This window comes from Thermoprotei archaeon, from assembly GCA_038881895.1.
Taxonomy (GTDB): domain Archaea; phylum Thermoproteota; class Thermoprotei; order Gearchaeales; family WAQG01; genus JAVZOV01.
The window spans coordinates 296,236-319,935 of sequence record JAVZOV010000001.1 but is presented as its reverse complement, the minus strand read 5'-3'; the positions used below and the strand labels follow the sequence as shown (position 1 = coordinate 319,935).

Sequence of the window (23,700 nt, the reverse complement as noted above, 5' to 3'; positions counted from 1 at the left end):
GTGTTACTATCTAATTAAAGTTATGAAAGAGATTATGTAGGGAAAGGTTTATTAGTTCTGGGGGAGAACTATACTTCTGGGGCAGAATGTTATTTGATCCAAGACCAAAAACTAAGAAGGAGGACTTATTTGATAGGGAAAAAGAATTCGAGATGCTAAATAATAATGTTGATCTGCCGATGATTATAATTACAGGCATTAGAAGAATAGGTAAATCTTCGTTATTAAACATATTCTTAGAAGAAGTTAAAATCCCAGGTTTAATACTTGATTTAAGAAGCTTACCAGATAACTATGGAAATAAGGACATTTATTATTTATTATCAAAGGCTTTAACTTCAAAAATGGATAAGTTTATTGATATTCTTAAAAGTATCTCATCAATAAAAATATTGGGTAATGAGATAGAAATAAAATGGAGAGGGAGAGGTGCATTAACACTTTCCTCTCTGTTTGATAATTTAAATAGACGAAGAGTTATAATAGCTTTTGATGAAGCGCAAAGATTAAGAGGACCAAGATCAAGTGAATTTCTGAATGCAATAGCACATGCTTATGATTACAATAAGAACATAACTTTCATTTTCACTGGTTCAGAAATTGGCTTACTCTATGACTTTTTAAAGATAGAAAAACCTGCTTCTCCACTTTATGGTAGATATTATTTTAATTTAACAATAGAAAGATTCTCTCACGATACTTCAAGAGACTTTTTAGAGCAAGGATTTAAAGAATATGATATTAAAGTAAATAAAGATATTATAGAAGAAGTAGTAAATTTCTTTGATGGAATACCGGGCTGGTTAACATTCTTTGGAAATGAATATGTTAGAGGTAATAAAAATTTAGAATTAATTAAAGACGCAGCAGTAAATATAGCTTTAGAAGAGCTTAATAATCTAGTTAAAAAAAGAGGTAGTAAACGTTATGCCACAGTATTAAAAGCTATTGCTAAAGGAGAAGATAGTTGGAGTAAAATAAAGAGGTATGTTGAAGAAAAAGAAGGAATAACAGTATCCACAAGCATACTCTCAAACGTTCTTAACAGTTTAGAAGAACTAAGCATAATTAAAAACTATAGATTTTTAGATCCAATATATAGAATAGCCGCGCTTAAGCTCAACTAGCATGAAATATCCAAAATTTATGCTGTATTACACGGTAGTCCGCTTACAATGATGCATATTAATGCTCTATTTTTCTGTTAATTTAAAATATAGTAAAATAGATTTAAATATGACATATTCTATTTTGATATATGGTGATAAATGTGAGCATTAATTTGGTCTATGGAGTTATCATTTCTAAAAAGATTAATGACGATTTTCATTATTTTTGCTGTGAAGATATATTCATGCTATAAGGTATGAAGAGGGAAGCTGATATGTTATATAGGATAACGTTACTGATTGATGGTCCATTTTGTTATACTTGTGTGCAATCTTTAATGAAAAAATTGAGAGTCATAAATGGTATCATCGATGTGAAATTAAACATTGTTGCTGGAATTTTAATATTGTATTCTGAGAAGAGTGTTGATATTAATGAGGTGCAAAAGGTAATAGAAGATTCTGGTTTTAAGTTTTTAGGAAGAGGAGGTGTAGAAAGTGGCTAAGGATCCTGTATGCGGTATGTATGTTGATGAAAATAAGACACCGTTTAAAGTAGAGAGGAGAGGTGTTACCTATTACTTCTGCAGTCAAAACTGTCTAGATGTTTTTCTTAGGCCAGAGAAAGAACTAAAATATCTTAAAATGATGACTATTTTTGCACTTGTAATAGGTGGTTTAGTGGCATTTCTTGAATACGTATATCCGATTAATTGGATTCTGCCTAACTATCTTTGGTTATTTATTTTAGCAACACCAGTTCAGTTTATTGCTGGTTGGAAATTCTATCTGGGTACTAGGGATGCTATAAAAGCAAAACAAGCAAATATGGATAGCTTAATAGCAATTGGGACCACAGCAGCATGGCTTTATAGTACTATCTATACATTTCAGAGCCTAAAATGGATTCCCGGAATTCTTCCAAAAGTAACTGGAGGTGGCCCGGAGGTTTACTTTACAGAGGGCGGTTTGATCATAGGGTTTATTCTGCTTGGTAAAACTATGGAGCACATCGTAAAAGGAAGAGCTTCTGAAGCAATTAGGAAATTGCTTGATCTTCAGCCAAAGATGGCGAGAATTCTAAAGAATGGTATGGAAGTTGAAGTCCCAGTTGAAAATGTCACTGTCGGGGATATTCTTGTTGTGAAACCTGGAGAAAAGATTCCAGTTGATGGTATAATAATTGATGGTTATTCTTCTGTTGATCAGTCTATCGTCACTGGTGAGAGCATACCAGTTGAAAAAAGTGTTGGAGATGAAGTAATAGGGGCTTCTATAAATAAGACTGGTGTGCTTAAAATTAAAGCAACAAAGGTCGGGTCAGAGACTACATTAGCTCAAATTGTAAAAATGGTTGAAGAAGCAATTGTATCAAAGACTCCGATACAAAGATTAGCTGATATAGTTTCTTCATATTTTGTACCTGCAGTTATTGCTATAGCAATAGTAGCATTTGCACTTTGGTATTTTATATTTGGATTACCTCTTGGTTTAGCTCTAACTATAATGATTGCTGTATTAATTATCGCATGTCCATGCGCCTTAGGCATAGCTACACCCGCTGCTATAATGATTGGAGCAAGTAAAGGCGCGCAACATGGGATATTAATTAAAAGTGGAGAATATCTTGAGAAAGCATGCAAAATAAATACAATAGTTTTTGATAAGACAGGGACGCTCACAAAGGGTCAACCTTCAGTTACTGATGTAATAGCATTTAATGGATTTAAAGAGAGGGAAGTCCTAGAATTTGCTGCTATTGCTGAGAAAGGTTCTGAACATCCGTTAGGAGAGGCTATAGCAAAATATGCAGATGAAAGAGGCATTAATCCAGAATACCCAGAAACATTTGAGGCAATACCTGGGTGCGGAATAAAAGCATTTTACAGAGGGAATGAAATACTCCTTGGAAATAGAAAATTAATGATGGATTTTGGAGTAAATGTTGAGATTATAGAAGAAATGCTAAAGAATCTTGAGAATGAAGGCAAAACAACGATGATATTAGCCATAGATAGAAAGATTTCAGGCATGATAGCCGTCTCTGATACTTTAAAAGAACATACAATTGAGGCAATAAATGAACTTAAAAAGATGGGAATCGAAGTAATTATGCTAACTGGAGATAATGAAAGAACTGCCCATGCAATAGCGAAAAAACTTGGTATTCAGAGAGTTCTTGCAGAGGTTTTACCTGGTGAAAAAGCTAAGGTGATTAAGAAACTTAAGGATGAAGGGAAAATTGTAGCTATGGTTGGGGATGGAATAAATGATGCTCCAGCATTAGCTGCAGCTGATGTAGGAATAGCCATTGGGAGTGGTACAGATATAGCAAAAGAAACTGGTGGAATCATACTAATTAAAGATGATATAAGAGATGTTGTAATGGCAATAGAACTTAGTAAAATAACTATCAGGAAAATCAAGGAGAACCTGTTCTGGGCTTTCTTCTATAATATAGCACTCATACCAGTTGCTGCAGGAGCACTTTATCCTGTGCTTAGATTACTTTTGAACCCAATATTTGCAGCAATAGCCATGGCATTAAGCTCTATAACTGTAGTATCAAACTCATTATTACTCAATACATACAAACCTTCAATATTAAGGAGAACCAAGTGAACTAAAATGATGAAATGTTTTAACAACAAGGAAGAATTATACACTAACATATAAGCATCCTAATATTTTAAATACTTTTAAAAAAGCTTTATCATCATTTAATGCTCTGAAATGTCTCTTAGAGTTAAGAAGAAAACTTTATGTGGATATTTGTACATAACATACATAAGTAGTGAATGCTATGAGATGCTTATATATAACGTTCACTTGGTTTATTAGAAATGGTGTATTTCTAATGTATTTACCACTAATAATTTTAGTTCTCAAAAAATGTTGTAGACCAGTAATGTATAGAGGTGTGTAAAGTGGCAGCTGAAAGTTCTGAGATTGAGATTAAAATATCTGGTATAGTAAGGTTGTATATTCTTATCACATTAGAATCATCGCCCATTCATGGCTATAAGTTAATGAAAGAGTTAGAGAAGAGACTTGGAAAAAAGCCTAGCGCTGCTCAAGTTTACCCATTTTTAATAGAGCTTGAGAAAAATGGTTACTTAATAATACGCGAAGAGGGAAAAAGAAGGAAAAAGGTTTATGAGCTTACACAGCGTGGTCATGAACTCACCCAACATATACTTTCTAGAGTTTTCTCAATTTTAGATGCCGCATTAGGTACAAGATTAAAGGTATGTATTAATTGTGGTTGTAAAATCTATGAGGGAGGTTACACAATAAATATTAAAGGTAAGACTCTCACATTTTGCTGTGAACATTGTGCACATAGCTATTTTGAAACACACCCTACGTTTGTTGCTGATTAAATAAAATTGATTCCGATTAAATTAATTTGAAAGTTAATTAATAGTATTGTTATGAACATCTTGAATTCAAAGACTAACGTAATGATCTCTTCGATAGATATGAGAACGCGGAATATTAGAGGATTCCTAACACCGGATTACAGCTAAAAGCCGTTGTCAGCAGTTTCGAGACGGATAGGTTTAAATAGAGGTTGATTGCTTTATCCTTAACGATGTCTGGAGATTACGAAGAACTGCTTAGACCAAAGGATGTTGCAAAGATATTCAACATCTCAGTTAAGACTCTCTGGGAGTGGCAAAGGAAAGGCATTATTAGAGCAGTTAGGCTCCCAACTGGCAAGCTGAGATATCCCAAGAGCGAAGTTGAGAGGCTATGGAGGCAGTTAAGAGCTACGGGATCCCAATAGAGGCTCCGAAGGATTTAATCGAAGAATACTTCAAAGTTAAGCGGAAGGCTTTAGACGCAATCTTCTCGCACGTTAAAATTTCCGAGAAGGCTCACCTCGAATTCGATAGAAAGGATAGGAGAGAGCTTAGAGATGAACTGCTACGGGAGTGGAAATACTCCAAACACTACGTTGATTCAGCAATGAACTCTGTCGTAGGACTTGTTAAGGGCTGGATAACCCTTTATAACAAGGGGAAAGCTGAAGGTAAGCCTGAGATAACTAAGAGGACAGTCTACATCAAGAGCACGCTTTTCAGCTTCAGAAACGGCATACTGAAGGTAAGCATTGAACCTAATAAGCGTTATCTTGAGGTTGACTTGAGTAAGTGTTCGTGGATTCCGAGAGACTTTGATAAAGTCGGTGGACTACTTATGACTGAGAAGGAGCTGATAATTACAGTTAAGAAGAGGGTTGAGCCGAAGGCTGAGAAGTGGGCATCATTTGACGTTAACTTAACGAACGTGATGGCGTTCATAGATGGCGAGGTTAAGCGCTATGACTTAAGAGAGCTCTACCATATTCATAGAGTTTATGAGGTTAAAAGACAGAGGATACAAAAGTTATCTAAGATTAAGCCTCTAACCTCAAAGAGACTATTAGAGAAGTACTCTGGACGTGAGAAGAATAGAGCCGAGGACTTCATGCACAAACTAACCACGCAGATTGCGGGGGAGCTCAAGGAGAAGAACTGCGGAGCAATACTTGAAAACCTGAAAGGTGTAAAGGGGCGAATCCTCAACAAGTCTAAAGACATGAATAGAAAGCTCTCAAAGTGGAACGCAAGAACATTCCAGTTTATGCTCGAATACAAGCTGAAGTGGCTTAACCTACCAGTAAAATACGTTAACCCAGCCAACTCGTCTAAAACCTGCCCGGTCTGCTCAGGAAGCATGGCTTCCTATCTGGGCAGGATAATGAGATGCGAAGAATGCGGACTAACAATGGATAGAAATATCATAGCGGTGTTGAACCTTCAGATGCGGGGAATTGGGTTCTCCCCGAGAGCCCTCAACGAATTAATCGAGAGGGAAGGGTTAAGTAGGAATAAAAGTAACAATTCACTATGCATTTCTACTCAACTCAGAACCCAATATTGAGTACCAAAATCAACTATCCATTTTTTAATTATACCATATACATTAAGTTAGTGGCATTACAACTTTTTATAAATGAAAAAATACTAGATAATTGTGGTTTATATGTTGAATGGAATTTTTGCCGCTATGGTTACGCCATTTAAAGATGATCTTAATGTTGATGAAGAATCTATAAAATGGTTGATAGAATATTTGGAGAGAAATAATGTTAATGGAGCTTTCGTTGTATCAACGACAGGCGAATTTGCACATCTTACTAAAGAAGAAAAGATAAAAATTGTGAAAACTGCAATAGAATCAGCTAAAGAAAATTTTCAAATTCTAGCTGGTGCAACAGATCTCACAACACATGGTGTTATTGAATTGATGAAGGTATACAAAGATCTAGGGGTAAAGACTGTAGTAGTAGCACCACCATTCTATTACAAGATAAAAAATGATGAACTTCTAAATCATTATATGACAATATCATCTAAAATTGATACATCGTTAGTACTTTACAATATACCATCATTAACAGGTGTGAATATACCAATAAATATGATTAAGCGTCTCGTTTTAGAGAAAAATAATGTCATAGGCATAAAAGCAACGGTGGATGATATGAATTACATTAAAGATATTATCATTGAAATAAAAAGCATAAGAAATGATTTCTCTGTCTTTTCTGGAACTGACCTTTTATTTGTACCTACTTTAATGTTGGGTGGTGATGGAGCTATTTTGGCATCTGCAAACTATTTACCAGGTCTTCTTTCGAACATCTTTAAAGCATATATGGATAAAGATTTTATGCTAGTCATGAAATTATATAAATACTTGATTGAATTTATTTCAGCAATTGATAAGCTCGGATTATCAATACCAACAATCACAAAATTAATCTTAAATATGCTTAATCCACAAATAAAACCATTCGTAAGGCCTCCATTAACAGCCGCTACGAATGATCAAAACAAGATGTTGAACGAGATATTTCAAAAGTTTAAAGCAATATTTCAATTTGAAAAAATATAGACTATCTTTTAACTTTTTATTGCTTTAGCGGTCTCAATGCGTGAATATTTAGCATATCTATGCATGGGAACGTATATAAATCGATCTTTGTCGTAAGAAGGATTCAATTGTCCAACTATTGGTATTTTCGCGCCACATTTTTTGCACCGATTCTGATCGTCAAGATTCCACTCTAAAATATCAAATCCATATCTCCTAATTAAAAGGGTTCCACACTCAGGACAGTAAGTATTCTCTAAGGGATGACCTGGCACATTCCCTATATAAGCAAACTTTAATCCCTCTTCTCTAGCTATTTTATAATGCTTTTCAAGTGTTTCTATAGGCGTCCATGGTATATTCATTAGTTTATAATCAGGATGAAATCTAAGAAAATGAATTGGAACATCTGGACCAAGATTATCATAGATCCATTTTACTAATTTACGAGCTTGATTAAGGTCATCACCTATTTCTGGAACAACAAGATCCGTAATTTCTATGTGAATATTATATCTTTTCATCTCTAATATAGATTGAAAGATTGGTTCAGGATCAAGGATTGTCACATAGTGTCTAAGGAATTTTACATCAGCATTACCTTTAAAATCTACTGTTGCAGCATCAAGGAATTTTGATAACATAGCATCTACTTCTGGCGTATGATACCCGTTTGTCACGAACGTGCTGAATAATCCTTCTTTGCGCGCAAGTATGCCTACATCGTGCGCGAATTCCGCAAATATTGTTGGTTCATTGTAAGTGTATGAGAGCCCATGAGCTCCGTATGCTTTTGCTAATTTAACTATCATTTCTGGTGAGATGTCAAAACCTTCGACGATTCTTCTCTGGCTTATATCATAGTTTTGGCAGTACATACATGCCCAATTGCAACCTGTTGTAGCTATAGAGAATACCATACTACCTGGCATGTAATGAACTAAAGGCTTTTTTTCTATGGGATCTATATGAGCGGTTATTATTTTTCCGTAAACCATTAAGTAGAGCTTTCCATCGATATTCCAACGAACACCACAAAATCCCACACTGTTTTTTGGTACCCTACAGTATCTAGCACATGCAGTACACACAACTATCCCATTGTCAATTGGCTTATAAAGAACAGCTTCCTTCAAGTACCTCACTCACAATAATATATGTAATTTGGTAGTTATAAAAGTTTACATTGACCATTGGCATTTAAAAAGATTTTTCAGATAAGAGCCAACAATTACTTGCTAACCTGTTCCGTTATTTTTCGTTTTCTTACTATTGCTGTTCTTTTGCCTGTCTCTATGGTTTCGATGACTTTAGGATACTTACCTACTAATTCCAATATTTTTTTCATGAAATAAGGAAGATCTGATGGTGTACGTGATGTAACTATATTCCCATCAACGACTACTGCTTCATTCACGACTTCGGCTCCAGCATTCTTTAAATCATCCCATATTGCCCTAGCTCCGGTAACTTTTTTATTTTTTAAGATTCCTACAGAGATTAGTACTTGGGGTCCATGGCAGATTGCTGCTATTACTCTATATTCTTCGAACGCCTCCTTAATTATCCTAAGTACTTCAGCGTCTCGTCTTAACCGATCCGGTCCCCAACCACCTGGTATCACTATTATATCGTACGCTATTCCTTTAAGATTTTTTGCAGGACATTTTGCCTCAAATTCTAAACCATGCTTACCTTTAATTTTTCCTGCCTCGGTTGATGCTACATCTACCTGAAAATCTGCCTCGATAAGCCTATAATAGGGATAAAAGAATTCAACTTCTTCAAATCCTTCATCGATAAGAATAAGTGCTCTATTTGCTATCCCAGCTTCTACCATAAAATTCACCTATGATTAGATTGTTTAACAAGAATATATCTTTATATTTTTTAAAAGCAAAATTTTGGATATAAATTAGCAATGTTTAGTATTTTGATAATTTAATGCCTTTCTCTTTTATAGCCGCGTGTGCTGCCACTAATCTTGCTACAGGTATTCTGTATGGTGATGCGCTCACATACGTTAATCCAGCTTTATGGAAGAATTCAATGCTTTTTGGATCACCACCATGTTCCCCACAGACACCTATTTCCAGGTCTGGTCTTGAACTTCTACCAAGTTTTACTGCAATTTCAACTAACTTTCCAACACCGCTTACATCTATGTTTTCGAATGGGTCACTTTCTAGTATTTTTGCCTCAAGGTATTTCGGCATAAATTTGTTCTCTACATCATCCCTGCTAAAACTGAATACTCCTTGTGTAAGATCGTTTGTTCCAAAGCTAAAGAAATCAGCAACTTTTGCTATTTCATCTGCTGTTAAGCATGCACGAACAACTTCTATCATGGTTCCGTATTTGAATGGAACTTTAATACCGTATTGTGTTTCTATTTGTTTCGCTACTGGTTCTACGACTTTCTCTTTTATGTATGCGAGTTCAGTTGCTATTGCCACCTGTGGTACCATGATCTCGACTAATATGTTTTTACCACTTTTAATTAATTCAGCTGCTGCACTTAGTATTGCTGTCACTTGTGCTTCATAAATCTCTGGATTTGTGACACCTAATCTTACCCCTCTGTGTCCCATCATCGGATTTGCTTCTTTGAATAATCTAATTTTTCTGAGTTCTCTTTCTAACTCAGCGATTTTTGTCTTATCAGCACCTTTCGCTTTTAGTTCTGCGATCTGGTTTACCAGTTCGTCTTCACTTGGGAGGAACTCGTGTATTGGGGGATCAAAGAGTCTAACTATGACTGGTAATCCTTCCATTATTTCAAAGATTTCTAAGAAATCTTTTTTCATCAAAGGTATGAGTTCTTTGATTCCCTCTCTTCTTTCTTCAGGATTATCACTAAGTATCACTTTCCTAAATATTGCTAATCTTTCAGGTTTTCTGAACATTCTTTCAGTCCTTAATAAACCAATTCCTTCTGCACCAAATTTTCTAGCAATTTTTGCATCATCTGGTTGGTCAGCATTTGCCCACACACCTAAACGTTTGAGTTCGTTTGCCCATCCTAGTAATTCATAAAATTCGGGTATTGGTTCAGGCTGTACAGTTTTTATTTGACCAAGGTATACGTTTCCTGTAAAACCATCGATCGTTAACCAATCACCCTCCTTTACAATTATATCAGTATTCTTGACTTTGAATAACCTTTTTTCATGATCTACTTCTAAGGCCTCACATCCAACAATGCATGGTTTTCCAATAGCTCTAGCTACAACTGCTGCGTGACTTGTCATCCCTCCTCTAGATGTAAGTATACCTATTGATGCGTACATTCCATGAACATCGTCTGGTTTTGTCTCCTCTCTGACCAGTATTACACTTTTACCTTTTGCAGCCCATGCAACAGCGGAGTCCGCATCAAATACTGCCATACCTGATACTGCACCTGGTGATGAAGCTAAACCCTGTGCTATTGACACTGTTTTTTCCTTGGGATCAATTCTTGGATATAGCAGTTGTTGTATGTGTTCTGGTTTAACTCTTAATACAGCTTCCTCTTTTGTGAGGAAACCTTCCTTATACATGTCTACTGATGTTTTAACCATTGCTATTGGACCAATTTTTCCGTTGCGCGTCTGTAAGAAGTAAAGTTTTCCGTGCTCAATGGTGAATTCGATGTCCTGTATTTCTTTTTTGAATTGTTCAAGTTTCTTTGAACCTTCATAAAGTTGATTGTATACTTCAGGCATTGTTTCTTTGAGCTCTTTAATAGAACGAGGTGTTCTTATGCCTGCTACAACGTCCTCTCCTTGCGCTAATGGCAAATATTCACCGTAAAGCTCATTTTCACCCGTTGCTGGATTTCTACTGAATACTACACCGGTTGCTGAATCATATCCTGCATTACCGAATACCATCATCACAACGTTAACAGCACTTCCATCCGCCACATCAGGTGTTATGTTGTTAACCTTTCTGTAAAATACTGCTCTAGGACTTTCCCAAGAATCAAAAACTGCTGCTATTGCTAGTTCTAATTGTTTCCATGGATCATCAGCCCATTTATTACCTCGTTCTCTCATTATAATCCTCTTAAACCCATCTACAATTTCTTTTAATGCGTCCACATCTAAATCTGCATCGTATTTTGCATTATATTTCCTTTTTATGCTTTCGAAATGATCGTTAAATAATTTCTCATCAATACCTAAAACTATCTTGCCATACATTTGAAGAAATCGCCTATAAGCATCGTAGGCAGCCCTCTCACTACCAAGTTGTCTGGTTAAACCGTTGATAGTCTTATCATTAATGCCCAAGTTAAGTACTGTATCCATCATGCCTGGCATTGAAACTGGCGCTCCTGATCGCACAGAAACTAAAAGCGGATTTTCTGGGTCTCCGAATTTTCGTCCTGATTTTGCCTCAATATACTTAATGCCTTCTCTTATCTCTCTCATTAAGTCGTTTGGTAACTGTCTTCCGTTTGCATAATACTCTTTACATACGTCAGTTGTAATTATAATACCTGGTGGAACTGGTAAACCTAAATGAGCCATCATAGCTAAGCCTGCTCCCTTACCGCCAAAGAGTTTCACATTTTCGTAATCAGCTTCTTCGAATGTGTATACGCGTTTTGGCACTATAAACACCAAGCTGAGAAATATTTACATAAATTTAAAGTTTCAGTTGGAAAGATAAAGTTTTATTTTGTATTGTGTAATTTTAAGTGATATGAGTCTTGAAGTGATCACTGGACCTATGTTTGCTGGCAAGACCTCCGAATTAATACGTCTTATTGAAAGAGCAGTATATGCCAAAAAACGAGTTGCAATCTTTAAACCTGCTTTAGATAGAAGATACAGTGAAAGTGAGGTTGTTACACATAACGGTTTAAGATATCAAGCATACGTCATTCCTACTAATGAAGAAGGTATGTTAATTATGCGTCAGATTTCTAATAATTTAGATGTCATAGGTATTGATGAAGTACAATTTTTTCCTCGAACAATTGTAAAATTATGTGAAGATTTTGTGAATGAGGGTAAAAGAGTGATAATATCAGGTTTAAACCTTGATTTTAGAGGAGAACCTTTTGAAATCATGGCTGACTTTCTTGTCAGAGCAGACTCAATATACTATTTAACAGCTGTGTGTACTATTTGTGGTAAGGAGGCAACGAGGACCCAACGTCTCATCGATGGAAATCCTGCACCGTATGATAGCCCACGAATTATGGTTGGTGGTAAAGAACTATATGAAGCAAGATGTAGACTCCATCACATTGTTCCAGGTAAGCCAGAATAGTGCCCCGGCCGGGATTTGAACCCGGGATCTCCGGCTCTCCACGCAGTGTGCTCGAAAGGCCGGAATACTTGTCCGGATTTTACGGGTTCCCATGCCCTCTATACGACCGGGGCACATTTACTCATGGATAAAAAGGACTATTTAAATATTAACTTTACGTTTAATTGTTTGTTCTTAGAATTCTCAGAAACTTTATAATCTTTAACAGTATCACATAATTATGACGTGCAAATCCTTTAAGATCATTATTGAACATTGTGAACCTGTTTTGAGTAGATGGTTGTGGATAGAATACGAGCATGCTTCTGAAATAGCAGGAAAAATGATTTGCTTTTCACTAACGTAAAAAATGAGAGAGAACGAAAAGCATTGAGTGAGCTTGGATGTGTTAATGAGAAGAGTATTACTGAAATATATGATTTACATTCCAAGATCATAGTTTTAGACCCTATAGCACAGCAGACACTAACTCCGCATGAGGCATTCTTGATGAAGTACGTGAGAATGTAGAAGAATGATAAACAAAAGGTTGTTCCCAAAGCTTGTGGACTACTAGTGTCATGGAAAATGTGAATCAACTGTATATGAGAGGGAGTACTACGTTTATGAGATGCTCTCAATAGTCGTGAGGAGTGCTAATGTCTTAAGAGACAGTATTTGTTGTTCTTTTTATTATGATCTCATTGATCAGTGCGTTGAATATTTTTTGTGAATATATATCTTTTTCTGCCATTGTTTCAGGATGCCATTGTACGCCTAATATTAAATTTTCTCCTTCAAGTTCTACAGCTTCTATTATGTCGTCATCAGACCATGCCGTGGCTCGCAATCCTTTACCGAGCATTTTAATAGCTTGGTGGTGAAAACTATTAACAGCAAGTCTAAGCATACCTGTAATTTTTGCAAGCTTTGATTTTTCATCAATTCTTACATAATGTGAAGGATAACTTTTTGATGAAATCGTATAGCTATGGTTAATTTTGCTCGGATGTTCAGTGGGCAAGTCTTGGTAAAGCGTACCTCCTAAAGCAACGTTCAGTACTTGAATACCTCTGCAGATTGCTAGTAATGGCTTATTTCTTTTCAGTATCATTTTGATAAGATTTAACTCATAAATATCTCTTTCAACATCCACAGTACCTAATCCTCTAACAGGACTCTCACCGTAAAAGTAAGGCGAAATGTCATCACCACCAGTAAATATGAAACCGTCAAGTTTTTCAACATAAGATTCCAGCAATGCTTCATCAGTTGTTGGAGGTATAACTACTGGAACGCCTCCTGCTCTAATAACAGCTAGCACATAGTCCATCGATAAGATTTGAAAAGTATATTCGTATGCGTTTGGTCTCTTTGGTCTGTCTATTGAAGCCCCATTTACAGTATAACTTGTAATACCTATGAAAGGTCTCATACTCCTCAACGCTTTCATAAAACAATCCGCATAATATTTTTAACTAACTCTAAGAAATTATTCAGTAAGAATTTAATGGTCAGTGAAAAATGAATTAAATTTTCTAAATTATTATAGAAACTAAAAAGGAGAATTTGCATTAAAAAGATCATGAAACAAATCTAATCAAGAATATACATGTTTAATAAAAAATATTAGATCAAAAATTATTATAAAGATTGGTATGTCTCTTACTACAGAAATTATTAAGGATGTATTCATGAGAGGTAAGAATTTTAAGAAATATGTAGAGGACATGTCTGAGATTTATAAGTTACTTTTTAAAGCTGCTTATGATGAATATAAGATCAATAAAAAGGTTGTAAGACATATAGAAAAGCTCCTTAATGGTAGGATGGTTAATATCCTTGTGCTGGCTGCGGAATGGTGCCCGGACAGTAGGAGGAATGTACCTGCGTTGGTGAGAATAGCTGATCATCTAGGTTTAATTCGTCTTTCTATACATGAAGTTAATAAGGGTGATGAGTTAAGTACTAAGTTTGGTTTAGTGAAAATACCTACGATGATAATTTATGATGAGAATTGGACAGAGTTAGGGAGAATTATAGAGAATCCTTCGACTGGCAGCATTGAGATGGATCTTGAGAAAATAGTATCTTTAAGGTTTAAGGATTAAATCGTTATGTTTGCTTGGAGTTTAAGCTCTTGAATAACTTTTTCTAGTTCGTTGAAGAAGCTGGGTCCATAATGGGCTAATGTATCGTTTGGTATTGTTATCATTTTGTTCTCTCTTACTGCTTTTATGCTTTCCCAATTTCTCTTTTTTATAATTTCTGCGAGTTCATCTTTAGTTGGGAATTTATTTTTTGATTCATATATAATTAAATCTGGGTCTTTTCTTATTACATCTGATAGATCGAACACTGGGAATCCTGGTATTTGCATACCGTATAAGTATGATTGTTTCTCATGACCATATACGTTGATTATGTTGAGTAATCTTAATGCGCTCGTGATGTGCGAGAAATAGGCTGGGATTGTTGGTCCTCCTAGATCAATTTCTATATAAGCTTTCAAAGAATTTTTTAGAGCTCTCTTTTTAAATTTTTCGATATTGTTCATGAGGTCATCAGCTAGTTTAAGTGCCTGTTCCTGTTCTCCTATTAATCCTCCGATGATGAGTACATTGTTAATGATTTCATAGACGCTTATAGGTATTGGTATGGGATATACTGGATAGCCCTTGCTTTTTAATTGTTCTATAATGGTTCTTTGTACACCTGTTGCTGTTAATATGAGGTCAGGTTTTAATTCTTCAACAACATCTAACTTGAGATGCACATAATCACCAACTTTACGTTTTCTCATGGCTTCTCTCGGTCTTTGTGACCATGAATCTACACCTACGATTCTATCACCTGCTCCTAGCATGAAAATAGTTTCAGTAATTGATTCAGAGAAGCTTATTATTCTTTCAGGTTTTTCAGGAACATCAACGTATCCCACTTCAGGATTGTAGATCTTAATGTGAACCACCTAAAATGCGTATGAAACCTCTAACCTATAAAGTTGATTTGTTTATAATGTTTTTTAAATTTTTTGTAGCATCTTCTGGTGATAACGTATTTACATATACGTTTGCACCTAATTCTAATGAGGCCCATGTTGAAATTTTTGGTTGGACTTCAATATGCCAATGAAAGTCTCTAATAAAGTCAGAGTTTATCTTTGGTGAAATGTGAAACCACATATTATAGCTTACATCACCAATAACTTCATTTAACGCTTTAAACATCAATGAAATTATGTGGGATAATGTATTAACACTGTTTTTGGTAATAATTGGTTCATGTTTTAATGGTGCTATCCAGAATTCGTATGGTTGTATAGTGGACCAAGGAGCAAACACTGTGAATGAATTATTTTCATAAATTACCCTTCCCTCCTTTCGTTCACGTTCTATTGTCTTGCATAAAAAACATTCCTCATGGAATCGTTTTAGCTCGTCTGATATCAATGGTGGGACGAATGTAAGTGCAATGACTTGACTATGAGAATGCAGTAATGAAGCACCAGCATCTTTTCCATAATTTTTAAATATGTGAACATACTTTATTAATTGCTCTTTATAAAGTCTTTCTATCAGCTCAATTATGCTTAATAGTAATAAACTTATTTGCTCTTCACTCATGGAGGCTAATGTGTCATCATGATTAGGTGTATCGACGATAACATAATGATAATTTATAGGACTATCTTCAATAGAAAATATGGGATATAGATTTGGAAAGACCCTAGTAAGCCAATTTGATGAACGTTCACCATTTTTATCAGAGTCAAGCACAATTTCATTATTAACTTTATGATAATAGAAAATTGCTTGCGGTGTCATTTTTTCATTACCTGGACAGAACGGACATAATACTGTCGAATATTGCTCACGTTCTTTTGACGTATCATGAGGTCTCAAAGCTCTTTTTGGTGAAACTATTACTACCCTATTAAGCAGTTTATCAAATCTGACTTCAGTCACAAATCAAATATTTGCTCACTAACATATTAAGTTAACATTCACCTCTTTCTTCTCCTGATAAATTTTTCAGTTTTAACACTTTCCATGGGTTCTGAGCTACGTAGTCTTAGATAGACTTGCGTAACTCTTGGGTTTCACCAGCCTAGGACTCCTCACGAGTTCATAGGAGCCCTCATCGGCCTCTCCCCCTGTCAGGGTGAACACGCTCCAAGCCTTCATCAGCTCATTAAAGAGCCATTTGCTTGGAGAAAGCCCCTCCATCTGAAGGTATAAGTTTATGGCAGCGTTTAGCTGTCTTTGTCAGTATTTTCAGAGCAGATAGGTTTAAATATGGTTTGCTCATACGTTTTAGTGTCCCCTCTACTCTGGAAGCATGACTTCCTATGGGGATGGGTGAGCTGGGGGGTTGACCTTCGGATGTGGGGATGTCGGGTTTACCCCGAAAGCCCTCGATGAGCTAATCGAGAGGGAAGGGTTGAGTAGAGGTGATAAAACACTATGAATCTCTACTTAACTCAGAACCCTAACTCTCCCCTTACCCTCTTTAAAAACCATGCCTTTGAGATGTCGAACTCCAGATACTCCCTGTAAGGTTTAACGCTCACCCTTATCTTTCCATCCCTAAAGCTATATAATGTCTCCTTGATTCTGACAAACCTTTTCTTGACGGTAGGCTCCTCCCCACTCCTCTCGCCTCTAATATAATTTCTCCTCCAAGATTTCACGATGCTGTATGCCTGCTTAATAGCTGAGTCGACGTAGTGCTTTGAGTAGGGCCAATCCTTCATCAACAAATCCCTTAGGTAATGGTTCTTGAACGCTCCATCTTTAGGTATGATTGGGATGATCCTGCGCCTCCCAAATCTATCGAGTTTCTCAACCCACCTAATCCTAGCCCATATTTCGTCTATCGCCCTCTGAAGCATCAGCCTATACATTTCTAAGAAGCCTGAAACTTCGTAGCCATGCTTAATGTTATATGCTCTAACCTGATATGAGCTGTTTGACACCTTCAACAACCTTCTCATACTCATGGGATCTCAAGCCGTAGATCCTTCCAGCAAAGCTCGAGACTATAGTGATTAAGTCTTCAACAAGCTCTTCATGGGGTGTCCTCTCTTCATGGTTTATCACCTCTATCTCCGTCCCAAAAACTGAGAACACTCTCCTTAGAGTTTCAATCCCAAACCTTGTAAGCCTATCCTCGTAAGCAACTATAACCTTTGAGATCTTTCTCTCAAAAACCATGTCTAAGAGCTTTAGAAAATTCCTTCTATTCTCATTAAGCCCAGAGCCTACATCTGAAAGAACCTGAACTTCACCGTAACCTTTCTCTTTAGCGTAACTTGAAATAAGTTGTTTCTGTCTTTCCAAATCATCCTTTTGTGTTGAAGATGAAACCCTTGCATACCCAATAACAATCCTCTCTTCCCTTAAGCCTAGAATGCGCTTAATCTCGCTTTCAGGAACCCTCCTCCTGCCACCAACAGTCCTAACACACCTAATCTTGCCCCCCTTATCCCACCTCTGAATAGTCCTAGTTGTAACGCCCAGAAGCCTCTTAGCCTCTTTGAGAGTGTAAAGCTTCTCCATCAAGAGATATTACGACTTACGTCTATTTAAGTCTATCTATTTTGAAACTGTTTTTTACGGCTAAAGTGGGAGATTTTCTGCTTCTTTGTTTGAGGTTTCATTGTATTGAGTTTGTGGTATGTCAAACCAGCTCCTGCTAGGGAAGCAAGCATAACAACCCACTTCACTATCCTCAGTCTAGAAAACTCTAGAACCATCTCCAGCAGCTTGTTCGAATTAAGAAATAACAACAGTTATAAGAGACTTTCAGTTGTGAGGTCAGAAAGAAGTGTTTTTTAAGTTGCTATATATCTTTATTAGCTTCTTTGATAATTAATATGTTATGCAAATTCCTGAGAAAGTAATACTAATGGCTGATAATATTAGAACAATGAAAGTTAGAGGTGCAGTGAAAATAGGACGTTATGCTGCAGAAGCGCTGATCAATGCTGCACAATTATACGATCCACAGGAACATGGTGATTTTGTAAAGTATATAAACGAGGTATCTAAAATACTGTTAAGCACAAGACCTACAGCGGTAACGTTACCCAATAGTGTCAGATTTATACTCAAAAAATTATATGATGCTATGAAAAAATCTCATGATGCTGAATACTTACGAAATGTCGTTATAATGGCTGGTAATTCATTTATTTCACGATCATACGAGGCTGTGAAATTGATAAGTGAGTTTGGGTCTAGATTAATAGATGGTGATTATACTGTATATACTCATTGTAATAGTTCCGTGGTCACATCAATATTAGTAACTGCTCATAAAATGGGAAAAAACATTAAAGTGTACGTCAATGAAACACGACCAAAATATCAAGGATATATTACTGCGTTTGAGTTAAGTCGTGAAGGCATAGACGTTACACTTGTTATAGACTCAGCCGCAGGCTATTTTCTTAGAAATGCTGATTTAGTATTAGTAGGAGCAGATGCTATATCATCACATGGTGCTTTGGTTAATAAAATCGGTACTTCACAGCTAGCACTATTAGCGAAAACTATGAATGTCCCATTCTATAGTGCAGCAGAGACTTACAAATTCAGTCCAAATACTATGATAGGAGAAATGATCGAAATTGAGGAAAGAGATCATACTGAGGTTGTTGATAAAAGTTTTATTGAAAAGTACAAAATTAACGTGAGAAACCCCGCATTTGACATTACACCACCACAATATATAAGCGCTATAATAACGGAAAAAGGTATAATTCCTCCAATAGGTGTAGCACTAATTCTCGTAGAAGAATATGGCTGGACATTAGGGGAAGAGTTTCCGTCTAGGGTGGTGGAGGACGTTTGAGTTTTGCTTTTGTTTTCTGTGCTGTGAGTGTTCTGTGTTTTGTAAGGTACCAGTATCTCAGAGCTATTGCTTTTCTGCTCTTCATTGTTTTTGCTGGTTCTACGATTAATTTCCTTGGTATTTCTGGTGAAAGTCTTGTTCTGCACCTGGGACAGCGACCGTTAGTGCTGTATCTCCTGATCACATCGACAGGCCCGATAGACTCCTCGTTATCATAATACAGAATATAACCACAGGCTCCACACACCACAGTCATCGGCATTTAACACACCTTTGAGCATTATAAAATTTCAGAATAAAGTATTTATAGCTTATTGCATGAAATAGTATGACTTTTTATGATGAAAGTTTTGCATATTCGGTTTACTCTAATAAAATTTTGATACAGATTGAATTGTTTTTATTCAAATAATGTTTAGCTATTTACTAAATTTTTTTATAGCAATTATACTAGTCTAGGGCACACAATATATAGTGGACATGATGAGCAATATTTAACTTTATTACCGCACCAGTACTTTCCAACAAGTTCTAATGCAGAGAGTATTTTTGGATTTTCGGGAAAAAGTTCAACGCTTATTTTTTTAACTATCATTGATATCCTTTCTTTATCCGGTATTTTTGCATCTTCTTGTGTTATGAATCCTAATTCTGTTAATGGTCTTAATAGAGAATTAGTGATTGGTATTCTGATTTCATTATGAACACTCTCCCATAATCCATAGACCATTGTTATCTGCCAGATTACTATATCTGCAAATTCTAGATTACAACCAGGTAGTGCACTTAGTGCTTGGCGAAGAATATTGAATGCATCTTTTTGATTTTTTGGTTTACCATTTGAAATAATATCGTTTATTGTTTGCCTTTTTTCATCATACTCTGGACTTGTGTATTGATCGGTTTCGTCTTTTATTATATTTACAAGACTCCATGAAAGATCTGTTAAATCCTCGGTGTTACTGTTTATTATCCACTTAGCAATTATACTTACTGTTTTGGATATTTTTCTGATTTGTGCTTCACTCATGCTTTTTGCTTGCTTGATTGTTGAGAATGCTAAGAATACATGTTCTTCATCTGTATATGATTTGATTGATGTTGCGATATCACCTATTTTGTTTATTAGTTTCCATGCGAGGTGAAGTGTTCTGGCTTTAGTAATGTTGTTTTGCTGGTCTAGAATGCCTACAAGCATTATCCCAAAGATTAAAGATTCTTTTGATAAAGAAATTTTGTTAATACCTATTTTACTCATTCGTTTCTCTATTCTATCATTATTCCTTTCGTTTAACTCGTACAATCTTTCTCTAAGATAATCGATAGATACACTTTTAACGTTAATCATTTCTTTATCTGTAAGAAATACATCAAATCTAAATATAAACCTTCCTAAAAATTGTGATCTTAACTTCAGATTTTGAAATCATAGTATGATTGTGATCAAAGTGCTTTATGTTGTTCAAACCATTTTTGATAACGTTCTATCATATCTTTGGTTATACTTGGTTTTCTATTTTTGATCACAATCCTAAAATCTTCCATCGTAATTCTTCTAGGTTCACTTTTATCGTTATATTCAAAGAACTCCTCAATAACTCTTATGTACGCATCTCTACACACATCTAGAATATCACTGGCTGAATAACCGTCAGTTATTTTAGCTAATTCTTCGAGATCTACAGAGGGATCTAGTTTAAGCTTTGATGTATAGAATTTAAACAACCCAACTCTTGACTTAAAATCTGGGGGTGGCACGAGTATTCTTTTTTGGAAACGCCTTATAAAAGCTTCATCTAACATCCAAGGTTTATTAGTAGTTCCGATGACAAATATAAGACGATCTCTCTCTTTTTCCATCAATCCATCCATTTCTTTAAGTAGTTGAGTGCGCATTCTAGTCTCACCACCGACTTCCTGAAAATGTATTGATGCTAATGCGTCAATCTCATCCATAAGAATTATTACTGGCCTGTTCTGAGATTCTAATCTTCTTGCCTCTCTAAATACTTTAGCAATATTTTTTTCCGATTCACCAAGCCATTTTGACATAACATTAGAACTATCAATAAGCATTACTGTGGCATTGATTTCATTTGCAACAGCCGCCATTAACATGGTCTTACCACAACCAGGCGGCCCAAAAAGAAGAATACCTCTTGGCCAACCCAATGGGAAAAGATCGCGTCTTTTTATTGGATATACCACTGAATGGACTATTGCTCTTTTTGCATCCTCAAGATCGATAATATCTTCCCATCTAACATTTGGTCTTCCTTCTAAAACATACTCTGTATCAATGTTAGATTTTTCTTTTTCATTAGTACCATAATAGTTACCAATTTCTTCGGCTTGATCTTCTAATAATTTTTCGAGTTCTTCGACCTTGTTTCTATACATCATTATGTAACGTGCATAATTCCTGTTCATTATACTATATGGATACAATTCGATTAATTTCGATAATGCATCTATGGCTCTCCTATAATATCTAATTGCTTCACTATATTGTTTGTTATTTTCATATTGGATAGCTTTGATGGCGTTTTCTCTTGCATTGTCTAATAATTCTTTACTTGCATACATCTGCTACCTACTCCCGGATGATTTACTCAGGTTTTAATTTACCAGCACGACTTAAATTGTCTACAGCTTTCCTTATATCATCAGGAGAGACACCCAAATATCTAGCGCAATCCATCACATTAAGTTCGCCATTGTGTTCTATAACCCATAAATAGACTTTGTCTTCTAGAGAGAGAAGTTTTTCAGTTCTCACGTTTATGACTTTATTTTGAGTACTTGAACTTTTATCAGACCTTGATAATTGGCTTTCTCCTATGCTAATAGACTCAACAATTTTCTGAACTTTATCAGTAATCTTCTCTTTGGATGCTGTAGGAGGTTCTGGTAATAAGGACTTTTCTTTTATCATAGCACCTGCAGCATCAGCAGCTTCTTTTAAGATTTTATTTATATCTACGTCACTCGTATCTAAAGGTAATGATTCAAATGTGCTTGGATATTTTGCACCTAACTGCTCAAGCACTGCATTTGATAAAACTTCAATGTCATTTTCAAGTTCTGGTGCAACCTGAGGTATTACAGTACGAATATCACTTATAAGACCTTGTAATGATGAGAGTAGGCTTGCTGCATCACCAAGCTCAACAATTGTCTCTAGCCTTAATAACAATTGTTCTAATGAGATACTTGCACTTTCAACAGATCTAACTAACTTTCTTAGTTCAGCTACCTCGTTAGCATACATAGTAGCATATTGAGATTTCCCTGATACCTGGGCTGTTACAATCTTGTCGAACATCTCTTTCTCTTTTTTCTTCAACCTGTACTTGGCTAACTCTAAACGTGAAACATAATTTCTAAGTTTTATCATAGTATCATTGATTATGTCTTTAAGGGCACGTCTTCTCTTTAAAAGATTTATTCTAACCATGATAGATCAACCTCCTCCCATAATTAAGGGAGATGAATGAAAGAAGTGTGAGAAAAACCGATTACCAATAAAAAAGAAAAAATAATATGAAAATAAAAAATTATTTAGACTATTTGCATCATCCGCCGCTAAGGCATGTGCGTAGCCTGCGGCGTCCATATTATACACCTAGTTTTATGTGGTTGCGGGGCCCTTCTCTTTTTCTGGACTTGGAAGCTCTGAAAACTCTTTACTCCTGCTTTCAGCAACAACCTGTGCTTCCTTGAGTATCTTTTCGGCTTCTTCACTCTGTGGTCCGAAAGCTCCAAAGTGAACACCTGAGATCTCTCCAGCTTCAGTGAGTACAGATGTTAGTGCTTCACCTATGTCACCTAATTCTCTCTCAGCTTCAGGTAATATACCTATTAATTGTCTCTTAACAGCATTCACAACACCTATTGCAGGTTCGATTGCAGCTACAACATCACCTATCTCCTTAATTGTGCCAAGTCTTAATATTACAGATTCTAGTGCTATTTTACTTTGAAGTACAACTTTGGCAACTTTTCTTACTCCAGCTACCTCATTGGCGTACATGTATGCACGATCAGTATCATTCTTTATATATGCATTAACCAATTGTTCAAAAAGTCTGCGGTCTCGTTCTTGTAAACGGTGATAAAGCTGATCAAGCTTCATGGTCTGAGTTTCAAGTTTTCTTGTCACCTGGTCGATCTTATTCTTTAGCGGTGGTGATGGGTATACCGCATCCCTTATTCTTCCTGAAAGAGGCTCTTTTGGCTCTCTTTCCCATCTTCTTGCGAAGTTTGCCATTTATTTATCACCAAATCTGTGATAACAAAATACTAAAATAAAAGAGAAGTATTTTGCGTGTATCAAAGCACAAATGAAAAAACATTATAAAATGTTTATTAGATGATAGCAAAACATTTCATGTAAGAATTATAAAATAGAAATTAAAGCACTATGACAAAAATAATAGAAGAAATAGACAGGTCTCAAAAAGAGAGAACCAATAATGAAGTTTCTTTAAAAATATTTAGAAGCTAAAAAGTCTAAAGCGAAACTGAAGGTCATATTAAAAAAATAATTAATGATGCAGAGGAG

23 protein-coding genes and 1 tRNA gene are annotated in these 23,700 nt (G+C 35.8%); 10 read left to right on the top strand and 14 right to left on the bottom strand.

Annotation, left to right across the window (positions count from 1 at the left end; genetic code table 11):
• Nucleotides 1–86: 86 nt before the first annotated feature.
• The 7 genes from QW128_01665 to QW128_01635 all read left to right on the top strand — a co-directional run bounded on the left by QW128_01665 (nt 87) and on the right by QW128_01635 (nt 7,055).
• Entirely contained in the window at nt 87–1,127 is a 1,041-nt protein-coding gene (locus tag QW128_01665) for an ATP-binding protein (GenBank protein MEM3832294.1), read from the top strand.
• 320 nt (nt 1,128–1,447) lie between these two features.
• A complete protein-coding gene (locus tag QW128_01660; protein MEM3832293.1) occupies nt 1,448–1,615 on the top strand; it encodes a hypothetical protein in 168 nt (55 codons plus the stop codon).
• Nucleotides 1,608–3,731 carry a heavy metal translocating P-type ATPase gene (locus QW128_01655; GenBank protein MEM3832292.1) on the top strand — a complete coding sequence of 708 codons (2,124 nt, stop codon included), beginning with the start codon at nt 1,608–1,610 and terminating at the stop codon, nt 3,729–3,731. The genes QW128_01660 and QW128_01655 overlap by 8 nt, the downstream gene beginning before the upstream one ends.
• Nucleotides 3,732–4,036: 305 nt before the next feature.
• Nucleotides 4,037–4,492 carry a helix-turn-helix transcriptional regulator gene (locus QW128_01650; GenBank protein ID MEM3832291.1) on the top strand — a complete coding sequence of 152 codons (456 nt, stop codon included), beginning with the start codon at nt 4,037–4,039 and terminating at the stop codon, nt 4,490–4,492.
• A gap of 212 nt (nt 4,493–4,704) precedes the next feature.
• Nucleotides 4,705–4,899, top strand: a complete 195-nt coding sequence (locus QW128_01645; GenBank protein MEM3832290.1) for a helix-turn-helix domain-containing protein — start codon at nt 4,705–4,707, stop codon at nt 4,897–4,899.
• Nucleotides 4,866–6,038, top strand: a complete 1,173-nt coding sequence (locus QW128_01640) for a transposase (GenBank protein MEM3832289.1) — start codon at nt 4,866–4,868, stop codon at nt 6,036–6,038. Before QW128_01645 ends, QW128_01640 begins: the two co-directional genes overlap by 34 nt.
• A 102-nt stretch (nt 6,039–6,140) precedes the next feature.
• Nucleotides 6,141–7,055, top strand: a complete 915-nt coding sequence (locus tag QW128_01635; protein MEM3832288.1) for a dihydrodipicolinate synthase family protein — start codon at nt 6,141–6,143, stop codon at nt 7,053–7,055.
• Between the two features lie 8 nt (nt 7,056–7,063).
• On the opposite strand, the gene amrS is transcribed toward QW128_01635, so the two are convergent.
• The 3 genes from amrS to ppdK form a co-directional block, all read right to left on the bottom strand.
• Nucleotides 7,064–8,170, bottom strand: coding sequence for an AmmeMemoRadiSam system radical SAM enzyme (gene amrS / locus QW128_01630; GenBank protein ID MEM3832287.1), 1,107 nt, complete (start codon nt 8,168–8,170; stop codon nt 7,064–7,066).
• A gap of 95 nt (nt 8,171–8,265) precedes the next feature.
• Nucleotides 8,266–8,874 (bottom strand): type 1 glutamine amidotransferase domain-containing protein, encoded by a 609-nt coding sequence (locus QW128_01625; GenBank protein MEM3832286.1) that lies wholly within the window; start codon nt 8,872–8,874, stop codon nt 8,266–8,268.
• Between the two features lie 85 nt (nt 8,875–8,959).
• Nucleotides 8,960–11,635 (bottom strand): pyruvate, phosphate dikinase, encoded by a 2,676-nt coding sequence (gene ppdK, locus QW128_01620; protein ID MEM3832285.1) that lies wholly within the window; start codon nt 11,633–11,635, stop codon nt 8,960–8,962.
• Between the two features lie 91 nt (nt 11,636–11,726).
• Here ppdK and QW128_01615 point away from each other — a divergent pair, with 91 nt between their 5' ends.
• Nucleotides 11,727–12,299: a thymidine kinase gene (locus QW128_01615; protein ID MEM3832284.1), complete on the top strand. Its 573-nt coding sequence runs from the start codon at nt 11,727–11,729 to the stop codon at nt 12,297–12,299.
• Here the strand turns inward: QW128_01615 and QW128_01610 are convergent.
• Both QW128_01610 and QW128_01605 read right to left on the bottom strand, forming a co-directional pair.
• A tRNA-Glu gene (locus QW128_01610) sits at nt 12,300–12,412 on the bottom strand.
• 530 nt (nt 12,413–12,942) lie between these two features.
• Nucleotides 12,943–13,731, bottom strand: a complete 789-nt coding sequence (locus tag QW128_01605; protein ID MEM3832283.1) for a gamma-glutamyl-gamma-aminobutyrate hydrolase family protein — start codon at nt 13,729–13,731, stop codon at nt 12,943–12,945.
• A 205-nt stretch (nt 13,732–13,936) separates the two neighbouring features.
• Here QW128_01605 and QW128_01600 point away from each other — a divergent pair, with 205 nt between their 5' ends.
• A complete protein-coding gene (locus tag QW128_01600; GenBank protein ID MEM3832282.1) occupies nt 13,937–14,389 on the top strand; it encodes a thioredoxin family protein in 453 nt (150 codons plus the stop codon).
• Here QW128_01600 and QW128_01595 read toward each other — a convergent pair.
• From QW128_01595 to QW128_01580, 4 genes are all read right to left on the bottom strand, one after another.
• Nucleotides 14,386–15,249 (bottom strand): ABC transporter substrate-binding protein, encoded by an 864-nt coding sequence (locus QW128_01595; protein MEM3832281.1) that lies wholly within the window; start codon nt 15,247–15,249, stop codon nt 14,386–14,388. The genes QW128_01600 and QW128_01595 overlap by 4 nt on opposite strands.
• A 25-nt stretch (nt 15,250–15,274) precedes the next feature.
• Entirely contained in the window at nt 15,275–16,246 is a 972-nt protein-coding gene (locus tag QW128_01590) for a DUF4931 domain-containing protein (GenBank protein MEM3832280.1), read from the bottom strand.
• Nucleotides 16,247–16,761: 515 nt separating this feature from the next.
• Nucleotides 16,762–17,256 (bottom strand): hypothetical protein, encoded by a 495-nt coding sequence (locus tag QW128_01585; protein MEM3832279.1) that lies wholly within the window; start codon nt 17,254–17,256, stop codon nt 16,762–16,764.
• A complete protein-coding gene (locus tag QW128_01580) occupies nt 17,231–17,839 on the bottom strand; it encodes an IS607 family transposase (protein ID MEM3832278.1) in 609 nt (202 codons plus the stop codon). Before QW128_01580 ends, QW128_01585 begins: the two co-directional genes overlap by 26 nt.
• A gap of 322 nt (nt 17,840–18,161) precedes the next feature.
• Between QW128_01580 and QW128_01575 the strand changes: the two genes are divergently transcribed.
• A complete protein-coding gene (locus QW128_01575; GenBank protein MEM3832277.1) occupies nt 18,162–19,136 on the top strand; it encodes a ribose 1,5-bisphosphate isomerase in 975 nt (324 codons plus the stop codon).
• On the opposite strand, the gene QW128_01570 is transcribed toward QW128_01575, so the two are convergent.
• The 5 genes from QW128_01570 to QW128_01550 form a co-directional block, all read right to left on the bottom strand.
• On the bottom strand, nt 19,114–19,398 hold the full coding sequence (locus QW128_01570) for a hypothetical protein (protein MEM3832276.1): 285 nt from the start codon (nt 19,396–19,398) through the stop codon (nt 19,114–19,116). The genes QW128_01575 and QW128_01570 overlap by 23 nt on opposite strands.
• Before the next feature lie 183 nt (nt 19,399–19,581).
• Complete coding sequence (locus tag QW128_01565) at nt 19,582–20,484, bottom strand: hypothetical protein (protein MEM3832275.1); 903 nt, start codon at nt 20,482–20,484, stop codon at nt 19,582–19,584.
• Nucleotides 20,485–20,579: 95 nt separating this feature from the next.
• Nucleotides 20,580–21,722, bottom strand: a complete 1,143-nt coding sequence (locus tag QW128_01560; protein MEM3832274.1) for an AAA family ATPase — start codon at nt 21,720–21,722, stop codon at nt 20,580–20,582.
• A 22-nt stretch (nt 21,723–21,744) separates the two neighbouring features.
• Nucleotides 21,745–22,593: a hypothetical protein gene (locus QW128_01555; protein ID MEM3832273.1), complete on the bottom strand. Its 849-nt coding sequence runs from the start codon at nt 22,591–22,593 to the stop codon at nt 21,745–21,747.
• Nucleotides 22,594–22,767: 174 nt separating this feature from the next.
• The gene (locus tag QW128_01550; protein MEM3832272.1) at nt 22,768–23,406 is read right to left on the bottom strand and encodes a Snf7 family protein; all 639 of its coding nucleotides are present in this window, start codon (nt 23,404–23,406) and stop codon (nt 22,768–22,770) included.
• Between the last annotated feature and the right edge of the window lie 294 nt (nt 23,407–23,700).